This is a genomic window from Negativicutes bacterium (assembly GCA_018052945.1).
GTDB lineage: Bacteria > Bacillota > Negativicutes > JAGPMH01 > JAGPMH01 > JAGPMH01.
The window spans coordinates 1-12,653 of the sequence record JAGPMH010000009.1 but is presented as its reverse complement, the minus strand read 5'-3'; the positions used below and the strand labels follow the sequence as shown (position 1 = coordinate 12,653).

The 12,653-nt window shown below is 31.9% G+C and carries 16 protein-coding genes; 2 read left to right on the top strand and 14 right to left on the bottom strand.

Going from position 1 to position 12,653, the window contains the following annotated elements:
- Positions 1 to 35: 35 nt before the first annotated feature.
- The gene (locus KBI38_02470; protein MBP8628927.1) at positions 36 to 623 is read right to left on the bottom strand and encodes a hypothetical protein; all 588 of its coding nucleotides are present in this window, start codon (positions 621 to 623) and stop codon (positions 36 to 38) included.
- A 20-nt stretch (positions 624 to 643) separates the two neighbouring features.
- Positions 644 to 1,483, bottom strand: a complete 840-nt coding sequence (locus tag KBI38_02465; protein MBP8628926.1) for a diaminopimelate epimerase — start codon at positions 1,481 to 1,483, stop codon at positions 644 to 646.
- A 154-nt stretch (positions 1,484 to 1,637) separates the two neighbouring features.
- Here KBI38_02465 and KBI38_02460 point away from each other — a divergent pair, with 154 nt between their 5' ends.
- On the top strand, positions 1,638 to 3,383 hold the full coding sequence (locus tag KBI38_02460) for an NFACT family protein (protein ID MBP8628925.1): 1,746 nt from the start codon (positions 1,638 to 1,640) through the stop codon (positions 3,381 to 3,383).
- 59 nt (positions 3,384 to 3,442) lie between these two features.
- Here KBI38_02460 and efp read toward each other — a convergent pair whose 3' ends face one another.
- From efp to KBI38_02400, 12 genes are all read right to left on the bottom strand, one after another.
- A complete protein-coding gene (gene efp / locus KBI38_02455; GenBank protein ID MBP8628924.1) occupies positions 3,443 to 4,000 on the bottom strand; it encodes an elongation factor P in 558 nt (185 codons plus the stop codon).
- A gap of 23 nt (positions 4,001 to 4,023) precedes the next feature.
- Positions 4,024 to 5,100: an aminopeptidase P family protein gene (locus tag KBI38_02450; GenBank protein ID MBP8628923.1), complete on the bottom strand. Its 1,077-nt coding sequence runs from the start codon at positions 5,098 to 5,100 to the stop codon at positions 4,024 to 4,026.
- Positions 5,093 to 5,551, bottom strand: a complete 459-nt coding sequence (aroQ, locus tag KBI38_02445) for a type II 3-dehydroquinate dehydratase (protein ID MBP8628922.1) — start codon at positions 5,549 to 5,551, stop codon at positions 5,093 to 5,095. The genes KBI38_02450 and aroQ overlap by 8 nt, the downstream gene beginning before the upstream one ends.
- Positions 5,552 to 5,631: 80 nt before the next feature.
- Positions 5,632 to 5,832 (bottom strand): DUF4911 domain-containing protein, encoded by a 201-nt coding sequence (locus KBI38_02440; GenBank protein ID MBP8628921.1) that lies wholly within the window; start codon positions 5,830 to 5,832, stop codon positions 5,632 to 5,634.
- Positions 5,832 to 7,052: a U32 family peptidase gene (locus tag KBI38_02435; protein ID MBP8628920.1), complete on the bottom strand. Its 1,221-nt coding sequence runs from the start codon at positions 7,050 to 7,052 to the stop codon at positions 5,832 to 5,834. The genes KBI38_02440 and KBI38_02435 overlap by 1 nt, the downstream gene beginning before the upstream one ends.
- Positions 7,045 to 7,656 carry an O-methyltransferase gene (locus KBI38_02430; GenBank protein ID MBP8628919.1) on the bottom strand — a complete coding sequence of 204 codons (612 nt, stop codon included), beginning with the start codon at positions 7,654 to 7,656 and terminating at the stop codon, positions 7,045 to 7,047. Before KBI38_02430 ends, KBI38_02435 begins: the two co-directional genes overlap by 8 nt.
- Positions 7,657 to 7,658: 2 nt before the next feature.
- Complete coding sequence (gene mltG, locus KBI38_02425; GenBank protein MBP8628918.1) at positions 7,659 to 8,675, bottom strand: endolytic transglycosylase MltG; 1,017 nt, start codon at positions 8,673 to 8,675, stop codon at positions 7,659 to 7,661.
- Between the two features lie 78 nt (positions 8,676 to 8,753).
- A complete protein-coding gene (locus KBI38_02420; protein ID MBP8628917.1) occupies positions 8,754 to 9,086 on the bottom strand; it encodes a DUF1292 domain-containing protein in 333 nt (110 codons plus the stop codon).
- A gap of 67 nt (positions 9,087 to 9,153) precedes the next feature.
- Positions 9,154 to 9,567, bottom strand: coding sequence for a Holliday junction resolvase RuvX (gene ruvX, locus KBI38_02415; protein ID MBP8628916.1), 414 nt, complete (start codon positions 9,565 to 9,567; stop codon positions 9,154 to 9,156).
- An 8-nt stretch (positions 9,568 to 9,575) separates the two neighbouring features.
- The gene (locus KBI38_02410) at positions 9,576 to 9,830 is read right to left on the bottom strand and encodes an IreB family regulatory phosphoprotein (GenBank protein ID MBP8628915.1); all 255 of its coding nucleotides are present in this window, start codon (positions 9,828 to 9,830) and stop codon (positions 9,576 to 9,578) included.
- 133 nt (positions 9,831 to 9,963) lie between these two features.
- On the bottom strand, positions 9,964 to 10,362 hold the full coding sequence (locus KBI38_02405; GenBank protein ID MBP8628914.1) for a hypothetical protein: 399 nt from the start codon (positions 10,360 to 10,362) through the stop codon (positions 9,964 to 9,966).
- A gap of 71 nt (positions 10,363 to 10,433) precedes the next feature.
- On the bottom strand, positions 10,434 to 12,029 hold the full coding sequence (locus tag KBI38_02400) for a diguanylate cyclase (protein MBP8628913.1): 1,596 nt from the start codon (positions 12,027 to 12,029) through the stop codon (positions 10,434 to 10,436).
- Between the two features lie 268 nt (positions 12,030 to 12,297).
- Here KBI38_02400 and KBI38_02395 point away from each other — a divergent pair.
- A partial coding sequence (locus KBI38_02395; protein MBP8628912.1) for a DUF805 domain-containing protein occupies positions 12,298 to 12,653 on the top strand: 356 nt, incomplete at its 3' end.

Sequence of the window (12,653 nt, the reverse complement as noted above, 5' to 3'; positions counted from 1 at the left end):
TTTAATAATATCTTCACCTCTCTTTACCATAGATTTTAATTAATCTTTGCTAAGTCAAAATAAAAACAATGTTTGTTATTGTCACTAGTACTTATTATTAATTTTATCGGCTTGCCGAGTTCGATACTGCTTTCTTTAAAATACACAAAACTACCGGCACTGTATTTTTTATTCTTTTCATTATAACTAACAGCTTGCGGAATAATTTTTACAGACTTTACCACGTTATCACCTTGAACTATAATCGCTACTAAATTTTGTGCAAAAATATCATTTTCCCCGCTAACTTTAATACTAAAGCTAAGAATATCATTATAATCAATAATAACTTTTTCACTATCTTGTAATGTGACTTTCTTATTTTTTAAAGTAGCCTCTTTAGCATCAGTTGCTATTAACAGATAGGAAGTATAGATATGCGCCGTTTCAGCAGTCTCATCTAATTTGCTCGAAGTTTCCTCATAAGATAACCAGGGCTTTAAAAATAAACCTAAATTTATTTTACTATTATCGATTCCATATTTTTGAGCTGCTGTAATGGATTGTTCATTTAATGGTGCTATTGCAAAAACTTGGTTATAAGTAAAAAACATCATCAATAAAATACTTATAAAAATCTTCATAAGAATAACACCCCCTGTATTTATGCTAAATAAACTCCTTTGAACACCAGCTGTGCTGGGCCAGACATATAAATATGATTGTTCTCAGCCCATTCAATATTTAAATTACCACCATCAAGCTCCACTAATGCTTTTTTGTTAGTTTTGCCTGTTAACACCGCTGCCACCAAAGTAGCACAAGAGCCTGTGCCACATGCTAAGGTCACGCCAGCTCCTCGTTCCCACACACGCATTTTTATATATTCATCATTTATAACTTGCGCAAATTCTACATTAATTTTTTTCGGAAAAAGGTTGTGAGTCTCAATGACAGGGCCAACTTGTGTTAAATTTACTTTATCTAAATCATCCACAAAAATAACACAATGAGGATTACCCATCGAAACACAAGTTATTTCATATTTTTCTTCTAATATCATTAACGGATATGAAACTATTTTATCATAACCTTGAAGAGCAACCGGTATTTGCTCCGACTTTAAAATTGGCTCTCCCATATCAACCTTGATTAAGGTTATAACATTATCTTCAATTATCACTTCAGGTGTGATAATTCCTGCTTTAGTTTCAATTTTAAATTTTGTTTTAGCAGTTAAGTTATTTTCATAAACATATCTAGCGACGCAGCGTGTAACGTTGCCACACATTTCCGCCTCACTACCATCAGAATTGAAAATTTGCATTTTAAAGTCCGCTATTGTCGAAGGGCCTACCAACACCATGCCATCGGCACCAATTCCAAAATTTCGATCACATACTTTTATCGCTAAATTATTACAATCACTAATATTTTCTTTAAACAAATCAACAATCACAAAATCATTCCCTAAGCCGTGCCATTTAGTAAAGTTAAAACTCATTGTAATTCCCCCTCAAAATACTCTTATCTTATATTTTACTTCCTCTATAACTTAGTTGCAACTTGACAAATTATCTAACAGCCACTTCCTCATTTTGACCGCTTATCTTTATAATGTTATACTTGTCTAATAATATAAAGAATAGGTGAAAAATATGAGTTTAGATGGCTTTTCCATGATTCCGCTCTGCCGCGAATTAAAAGATAATTTATTAGGCGGTAGAATCGATAGAATTTTCCAACCAAATAAAACTACAATTATTATTAACATTCGTCAACCAGGCAAAAATCACTGCTTATTTATTTCAGTAAATCCAAACAATCCTACTATAAACTTAACTGAAGCAGAATTTAACAATCCAGAAACGCCCCCTAATTTTTGTATGTTCTTACGAAAACATATCGAAGACGGTCGCATTAGTGAAATCTTTCAAACGGCTACAGATCGAGTTATAAATCTAGCCATTGATGTTATCGGTAAAGGCGGCTTAATTGAAACAAAAGTGCTAGTAATTGAGTTGATGGGCAAATATAGTAATATTATTTTACTACAAGATAATATTATTCTAGACGCACTGAAAAAAATAGGTTCGACCATGAGTCGAATTAGGTTGGTTTTACCGAATAAAGAGTATTTTTTACCACAAGATCCCGACAAATTAAATATCTTAACTACCGACAACAATATTATTAAAAAGCTATTAAAGGACAGCAAGCAAACTCCTTATAAATTTTTACTACAAACATTTATCGGTTTTGGTCCTATTACCGCTAAAGAAATTATCTTCCGTTCAAGAATTTCTGATAATATAACGATTCAAGATTTAACTTTAACTCAGCTAACACAATTAGAACAGAACATTATTGAGTTTAAAACTTTAATAAGCAATAATCTCGAAAACCCTACTCTTATTATCAATGAACATAATAAGCTACTAGCGATTGCTGCTTTTAATCTTCAACATTTAGCAAGTTTTACTACACAATCATTCAGCTCCATTTCAAAAGCAATAGATTATAGTGCCAAGTTAATTGGCGAATATATTGCCCCTGAAAAAGAAACGCTAAAAAAAATAGTCACCAATGAAATTAACAAGTTAAGCAATAAATTGATTGTTTTAGAAAAAGAATTGGCTTTAGCGCAAGATGCGGAAAGTGTTAAAAAATACGGAGACTTGCTCTTAACAATCCCTAATTCAAATGAAATACCTTTTCAAGAATTTATTCTGATCAATGATTGGTTTAGCGAAGATCCTTATAATAATGAAATTTCTATAAAAATAAATCCTTTGCAAACATATTTAGAAAACGCCAATGCTTATTATAATAAATACAACAAGTTAAAGCGTGCGCAAGAACTATTAGTAGTTCAACTAACAACTACGAATAGTGAACTGACTTACCTAAAAACAATTGAAGCCTCATTAGAGCATGCAGAAGCACTATCAGAACTACGCGAAATAAAAGATGAGTTAATTTTAGAAAATTATTTAAAAGAACAACGTAAATTTAAACCTAAGCAAAAGGTAGCAAATCCATTAAAAGTAATAACCCCCGATAACACCGAAATATTTATTGGTAAAAACAATTTTCAAAATGATTATCTGACTTTTAAATTAGCACAGCCAAATGATCTTTGGCTCCACGTAAAAGATATTCCCGGATCTCATATTATTATCAGATCTAAAAATCACATCTCAGATGAAACTCTTGAAATTGCGGCACAATTAGCAGTTCACTTTAGTAAGGCTAAAAATTCTTCCAAAGTTCCGGTTGATTATACTTTTAAAAAAAATGTAAAAAAACCAAATGGCACAAAGCCAGGGTTTGTAAATTACACTAATGAAAAAGCATTAATTATCGATCCCAACTTTAGTCTAATTGAAAAATTAATACAATAACAAAAGGTTGGTTAAGTTAGATTATCATCTAGCTTAACCAACCTTTTTTCTTACTACAACTATGCTCTTTCCATATAGTTGCCAGTTCTTGTATCAATTCTTAATACATCACCCTGATTTATAAATAATGGTACACGCACCGAATAGCCTGTTTCTAATTTTGCCATTTTAGTAGCACCTGTTGCAGTGTCACCACGAACACCAGGATCGCATTCGATAACTTCTAAGTCTACCGAATTAGGTAAATCAACACCTAAAATAGTTCCTTGGAACATCATAATGCTGATATCCATATTTTCTTTTAAGTATTTCAAAGCATCGCCAAGTTGTTCTTTAGTTAACTCTGATTGTTCGTAAGTTTCATTATCCATGAAAACATACATTTCATCATTTTCATATAGATATTGCATTTTGCGGTTGTCAACATGTGCTTTAGGAATTTTTTCACCCGGATTGAAAGTTCTCTCAACCACTGAACCTGTACGCACATTTTTCATTTTAGTTCTTACGAACGCAGCACCTTTCCCCGGTTTTACATGTTGGAAATCAATTACTTGCCATACCTCACCATCAATTTCAATTGTAACACCGGTACGAAAATCACTACTAGATATCATTCAAACACCCTCCATTATTCCTTTTAAAGGTTTAAATCTATTTCTATTAAATGTTTACTACTTTTTGTTAAGACTTCACAACCTTCAGTAGTAACCATAACAGTATCTTCTATTCTTATGCCACCCCACCCAGGCAAATACACCCCTGGTTCAACAGTAACAACCATCATTGGCTTTAAGCTATCACACATACTAGCTGGTGATAACCTTGGAAACTCATGGATCTCTAACCCCACCCCATGACCGAGTCCATGTCCAAAAAATTGTCCATAACCACCATTCATAATATATCTACGCACAACTTCATCTACAAATTGCCCTGAAACTCCAGGTTTTAAGGTTTTAACCCCTAACAGCTGGGCTTGTAAAACAAAGTCATACAATTGCTGTTGCTTTTCTTCTACTGGTCCCACACAAATCGTCCTAGTTATATCAGAATGATAACCTTTATATACTGCTCCAAAATCAAGTGTTACCAATTCACCCTCATTAATGATTTTTTCAGTTGCCACACCATGAGGCAACGCTCCTCTAATCCCTGAGGCAACAATCGTTGAAAAAGCATTTTTTTGCGATCCTAAACGACGCATAAAAATCTCTAATTCAACCGCAACTTCGATTTCACTACGACCAGGCTTGATATAAGACAATATATGTTCAAAAGCCCTATCAGCAATATTTACAGCTTTTCTTAAATGAGCTATTTCTTCCTCATCTTTAATACTGCGCAATTCATCTAAATTGATATTTTTATATTTTAAATTCTTCTTGAGCTTGTTTAGCTTAAAGTAATCATTATAAGTAAAGTATTCACCTTCAAAACCAACATTCAAACTCTGATCTTGTTCTATAATTTCAATAATCGCGGTATAAACGTTTTTTACGCAATTTATCACTTTATAATTAGTGGCTTCACCATTAGCCTGTTCAATGTAACGAAAATCAGTCAATAAATATTCACCTTTTTTCGTAATTAACAGCATTCCCGTAGTGCCGGTAAAACCACTAAAATAATAAACGTTTTCTAGCTTTTTTACAATTACTGCATCTAAATTATTTTTACTTAAAAACTTCTGCAATAGTATCAGTCTATTATTCATTGACAACCTCTTTAGCGAAAGACCGCACCACAGCTTCCAGGGCAATTAAATAACTATCTACACCAAATCCTGAAATTTGACCTACAACAACCGGCGCTATTACCGAATTTTTTCTAAATTCTTCCCGTTTATGAATATTTGACAAATGAACTTCAATAACGGGAATATCAATAGCGGCAATTGCATCTCTAATTGCAATACTATAGTGCGTAAACGCTGCTGCATTTATAATGATATAATCAAATTTATTGGTGGCGTCTTGAATACTATCAACAATTACGCCTTCGTGGTTTGACTGCAAAAATTCAATATCAATATTATTAACAGCTGCTTTTTGTAACATTAATTCATTAATATCTTCCAAAGAACTGCTACCGTAAATAGTAGGTTCACGCTTGCCTAATAAATTTAAATTAGGTCCATTTATTACTAAAATTTTCTTTTTTGACAAAAAAATCACAGCCTTATAGCAAAAATATAGCTATTCCATTTTAGCATATTATTCTTATATTTTCTATATTTCGAAAAAAATTATAAATACTGAAAATCAATCTCTAAGTTTTCCAAAATCACTTTGGCTTCATCATACATATCAGTAGTCGTTCTGATCACAATAATCCCTTCTTTTTTATCAATTGTGCTCACAACCCCCAAATATTCATAACCTTCCATAATTCTGTTAATGTAATTTATATCTTCTTTATTAACCTTTAGAAAAATTTCTGTTTTCATTATTTAGCCTTTCTTCTTAACATCGAGTATTTTTCTACCGGCTTCATCATTTTAATTTTTATGATTTGCTGTGCATGAGGAGCCATATTTATTTCATTACCTTCATCATCTAACATAAATTCAAGTCTTTGGTTGAAGGTTTCTTTTTGTGGTTGAATTATTTCTATTTCTTGTCCTGTTTTCATATTATTTCTTTGTTCAACAACTGCCCAGCCACTATTTTCATCATAATCTAAAACTAGCCCAATAAAATCATGAGTTTGCAGATAAGAAGAATTGCCATAGATTTGATCTTTTTCTGTTGTTTTATTCAAATAAAAGCCGGTACTATATTCTCGGTGTGAACCTTTATTAAGTTCTTCGATCCATTCTTTTTTCACTTGATAATCATGACTATTTTCATAATAGCTGTCAATAGCTTGGCGATAAACTTTAATAACCGATGCTACATAATGAACACTTTTCATCCGTCCTTCAACCTTGAAACTATTAATGCCACTATTTATCAGTTCCGGTAAATATTCAATCATGCACATATCTTTTGAGTTGAAAATATAAGTGCCTCTTTCATCTTCAAACACAGGAAAATATTCTCCTGGTCTTTTTTCTTCCATCAATGTATATTTCCATCGACAAGACTGTGCGCAACTACCTCTATTGGCATCACGACCAGTAAAATAGTTACTAAGCAAACAGCGTCCAGAGTAAGAAATACACATTGCCCCATGAATAAACGCTTCTAAATCAAGCTTCACATTATCTCTAATTTCTTTTATTTCGGTAAAAGACAATTCTCGAGCTAATACAACTCGATTTGCCCCCATCTCTTGCCAAGCTTTAACAGAGGCCCAATTAGTATTATTAGCTTGAGTACTAATATGAATAGGTAGATTAGGAGTAGTTTGTTTTGCTATTTGGAAAACACCCAAATCTGCGACAATAATTGCATCAACCTTGATACTCTCAAGATATCTTAAATATTCCGGCAACTCTGTTAAATCACTGTTATGAGCATAAATATTTATCGTTACATAGGCTTTTTTATTAAGACTATGAGCAAATTCAATCCCTTCTTTTAACTCATCATCATTAAAATTTCCACCAAACGCTCTTAAGCCAAAAGCTTTTCCCCCCATAAAAACAGCATCCGCTCCATATATTAACGCCATTTTAAGTTTTTCCAAATTTCCGGCAGGTGCCAATAATTCAGGCTTATTCATTCTTCCCCCTCCGATAATAAGAAACCGCTATTCCATCAGCCTCTTTATATATTACCGTTTCAAAATCTATATTATTAGTAACTAAGTCAATATAAGTTCGTAAACGCGACACAATCGTTTTAAATCTTCGTGGTGTCTCTTCTAACCCTTCAACATAACCTCTAAATAAAACATTGTCTGCAATAATAATACTATCATCCGCCAACATCGGTAAAATTTTATTTAAATAGTCAACATACTGTGCCTTAGCAGCGTCAATAAAAACAAGATCAAATTTTCTCTGTGCTTTTTGAAGTTCCAATAAAGTTTTACCAGCATCGCCCACAATAATTTCTACAAACTCTGTTAAACAAGCTTTGTTAATTGAGTTTCTAGCAATTTCCGCTCTGGTCTCATCAAGTTCTAACGATATCACATTAGCCTTTACACTAATGCTATCCAACATTGTTAATAAAGAGTAACCAATAGCTGTCCCGACTTCCAAGATATTCTTAGGTTGTTTAGTTTTACAGACATCAATAAGCACCTGCATCGCCTCATCTTTTATGATTGGCACTCTATTTTCTTCTGCATATTTTTTTAATTCATTTAAAATTTCTTTCATAATTAATTTACCTGCTGTATATTTCTTAAATGTCCTTCATAGGTTTCACTAAAATGATGTCTACCCTCACTATCAGCTACAAAATATAAGTAATTAGTAGGCTGTGAGTATAAAACTGCTTTCAACGAAGCTAATCCAGGATTAGCAATCGGTCCCGGTGGCAACCCCTGATGAAGATAAGTGTTATAAGGCGATTCAATTTTAGTATCCTGAATACTTAGTTCAGGTTTAGCATACCCTAAGATATACTGAATTGTTGCACAGGATTGTAACGGCATTTCCTGCTTTAATCTATTGATAAATACCTGTGCTATTATGGGTCTATCCTCGTCAATTCTAGCTTCTTTCTCAACTAATGAGGCTAAAATTACAACCTCTCTAATACTTAACCCCATTTCATGAGCTCTTGCCTTCATTTTATCATCAAAGCGTTTATCAAATTCAGTTATCATCATCAATACAATATCTTTTTCATTGGACTCTTCAGCAATTTGATAAGTATCAGGAAATAAAAAACCCTCCGCAATATATTTATTGTCAAAGTTATTGTTTTGCATATAATCATAAGGTTTAAGTTCTTTTGCTAATTCTTTTATTTTTTTTGCATCAGCAATCCCTTTATCTTCTAAGCTTTTGGCAATTTCATTGACATTATAACCTTCCGGAACTGTAAAACTATAATTTACAATATTACCTCTTGATAAGATATCGATAATTTTACTATATGTCATATTAGAAGAAAAATGATAACTACCCGCTCTTAATTTTCCATCTAAATTATTCATTTTCGCAAATAAATTAAAAGCTGTCACACTTTTAGTTACACCCTTATCATAAAGCAAATGTGCAATATTATCCGTCGTCATCCCCGGTTTAACCTTAACATAAACATCAACCGTTTTATTTTTCGAAATAGAGTTTCCTACCATGCCAATTGCTAACATTGAAGAAACAAAAAAGATAAAAAAGCTTATTATCAGCCATTTAGAAATTTGGTTTTCTCCTTTTGACCAAAACAACACAATCACCCTTCCACATCTCAATCACAAACACTTCTATTATTATACACAAAAATTACAAAAAAAAGAAACCTAAAATTAGGCTTCTTCATCATCTTCCATTAATTCATCATATGCTTTTTGAACAGCTTCAAATTCTTCATCAGTTGGATCAACATAAACTTCTTCACCGTTCTCATCAACAACGATTTTAGCAATTACTACATTTTCATCGCCACAACCACAATCGCAACCATCATCGTCGCAACCATCTTCACAATCGTCTTCTTGGATTTCAACTAGTAAAGCAAATCTGTCTTCACCTACTGGAATTATTAACTCTTCACGGTAATAATATTCATTACCTTCTTCGTCAGTCATAACAACGATTAACTCATCGTCTTCCATTATTTCATTATCTTTTTCAGTCATGCTTTTCACCTCTTATTTAAATTGTTACTAAATTCTATAATAGAAATAAACCCCTGTCAAGAAAGTATTATTTCCTACTATCTAAATACCCCTGTAGAATAAAAACAGCCGCCATTTTATCAATGACTTTTTTACGCTTAGCCCTGCTAACATCGGCTGCAATTAACGACTTTTGTGCCGCCACAGTAGAAAGTCTCTCATCCCAAAAAATCATCTTTTTACCGCTAATAACAGCATTTAAGTCATCTGCAAATTTTTTAACCAATAACCCTCTGTCGCCAATACTACCATCCATATTTTTCGGCAAACCAATAACAAAAGTATCTACATCATATTCAGTTACTAAAGCACTTAATCTGGCAAAATCCTTCTCCAAATTAGTCCGTCTAATAACTTCAACCCCTTGTGCTGTAAAAAAAAGTTCATCACTTACAGCTATTCCAATCGTTTTGTCACCAACATCCAGTCCCAGAATTCTCATTAGTCCCCCTATTTGTTCTTTAAATAAGCACGAACAAGCTCTTCTAATAATTCATCGCGCTCCAATTTACGAATTAACCCTCTTGCATTATTATAGCTGGTAACATAAGTAGGATCTCCGGACAATAAATAACCTACAAGCTGATTAATCGGATTATATCCTTTTTCACTTAAAGCTTGGCAGACCTTTTTTATTATAATTGATGCATCATTGATTTCTTCATTCTCTACTTTAAACATCATTGTCTCTTCAAAATTCGGCATAACAAATACCTCCTACTGTATTAAATAACCTTAATAATTATATTATACTCTTTTGAGTGGTAATTTACTATAATTTTATAATGATATTATAAACAAGAATTCGCTCCCACTAGGACTACACTAAAATATTTTCTTAATCAATACAACTATTCAACCAAAATCCGTTGACATTTACTAATAAATTCTTGCCTTCAAGATAAAAACCATAAACCTTCTTCTTATTATCTTGGATTCTTATTGTTTCAATAACTTTTTCCGCTAAATTTGTTGAAATCAGCTTTTCTCCTACTGTCAAATCTTTAGCCTCAACTAAGCCCTTAGCCGTTAAAAATTTTTGATCAGCACTGACAACTATATTACCGCCTGATTGTAATTTAATATATGTCACTGCGTCTTCTTCCCCATCAATAACTGCTATGACCTTAACTTGTGCAAAATTTTCTGTCATTAAAATATCTCCACAAACAACCTCTTCCACCTTAACACAAGTTTTATCGCCTAGCATTATCTTCATTCCTTCTAAAAACATCAACTTCCACTCCTTGATTTGTCTTTATAAACACAAACCTCTTTCAATAAATATTTTTACTTTCATTTTAAATTTCAGCGAACAACCTGCAAATTTTTCTTAATAACTTGCTTTTCTTGATACATTTTTTCGTCGGCAGTATTTATTAAATCATCCACATTAATTTTTTGTTTGTTGTCAAAATCAACAATGCCATGACTAACACTAATATTGTAGGCTCTTTGTTCTACCGTATTTATTTTATCATAAGCTTCAATAATTCTCTTCCAGATATTTTCAGCAGCACTAATATCAATACCATTAAAAACAATGAGAAATTCATCGCCACCTAATCTAACTAAAAAGTCTTGCTCTCTAATAATTTTTTTGATAACTTCAGCCACCGTCGTTATAAGTTCATCACCCATTTTATGCCCTAATCTATCATTAACTTCTTTTAAGCCATTGATATCAATAAAACATAAGCTAACTACTAAATGCCTTCGGTTATCTTCAGAAAATAGTTTATTAAGCCTTGTTATACCAGCCCGCCGATTTAAGGTCTTGGTAAGATGATCATACTCGGAATAATATTTAATTTTCGAATATGTTTTCCTGTTAACATATATTAATAGTCCAACAATGCCTGAAACAACTATCATTAAAAGAAAATAATACATATTCTTTTTAAATACCATTAAAGAAATTGTTGTTAAGTCATTATTAAAAAACTCTGCGTTTTTATTGTTTTTTTCAACCACCGAGACAATGTACCAATTTCCATCACCGAGGATTAAGTTTTGTCGATGATCATTAACTTGCCCTAAATTAAATTTATGACTTAATAAGACCGGCAATGAAGTAACCAACCCTTGGTCAGTCAAAACTTGAGTCGTATGGTCAATAATTGCGTTCCAAGCTCCTGGAAAATCACCTGCAAAACTTTGCTCTTTTTTCTCTGCAAACATAAAATTCCAATCATTTTCAACATTATCTGATGATAAACTATAGCCATTTGAATTTAATAAAAATATCTCGCCTTGGCTATTTTTTGCTAACTCTCTTAAGCCTAACAAAGTATAATCTGCCAAGTAATTTAAAACAATAATCCCTCGAACTTTACCATCATTGTCATATACCGGTGTCGAAAGCCTAATCATTGGTTTAAACGGAATTTCCACTTTTCCTTGCTCCATGTTCAAATCAAGCGGTGAAACATATACTGTTTCTTCCTTTAAATTTATAGCTTCCGTAAAATAATATCGTTCTTTTTTATTTTGTAAATCTTTATCGGGAACAATATAGCTACCATTTTCACTGATATTTACTCGAATTTTCTCCATACCATCAGCATCTAAAAATCTAATTTGATCATATATTTTTCGTTGGTTTGAAAAAACCGCCCAATTTTCTGCTATTTCAGCATAATTGTTGCTTTTTATTAGTTTATTTTCATAAGCGTGGTGAAGATAATGCAGGTCCGATAAAACCATACTAAATTCTCGCCCTAAAAAGTCATTTTCTAATTTAACCACCCTTTGTTCTTGACTTTTTAATGCCTCAATTTTAGTTTCACTAACTTCCTTTTCAATAAAAAATAAAATCAGAAAAGAAATCAGAAAAATTAATGAGAATGACAAAAGAAAGTACCATAACAATTGTTTTTTATTCTGCGCAAATTTTTCTTCCATAAGCTTCACCCCATAATCTTCTGCTTTCAATACCTATCACATAAAATTAATATAATAGCTACTAAATATATTTCAGTTACCATTATTGTAGCTAATAACCATACACCTAGCAAGAAAATAGTTTCAGTAAATAGTTTCCTTATATTGATAATAATTATATTATTTGTTATTATTGTAATTAATTGTAGTTATTTTTAAATCACCCTATGTCTTAATATTGTTTTTAAAATAATACCTAATATTTTAAGTTCTTTTAGCGAGGTGCACCATGAAATTTTTCACTTATTTGCAACAAGATTTTCTTACTTTTTCCGGACGAGTTAACAGAATACACTACCTTTATGTAAACATCATCTTTTATCTATTTGTTATTTCCCTTCATAGATTTTTAGTATTCTATTCTTTTCCTGAAAATAAAATAATGCTAATCTTTATATTGCTATTTACCTTAGCCTTATTTATTACCAATATTTCTATAAAAATCAGAAGATTAGCCGACCTAAATAAATCTCCATATTATTTATTATTGAATTTCATTCCATTTATTCATTTATTCTTTGAAATTTATTTGTTAACCTTTAAAGGAACTTCTGATACTAACAAATATGGCGCTATCCCTAATTC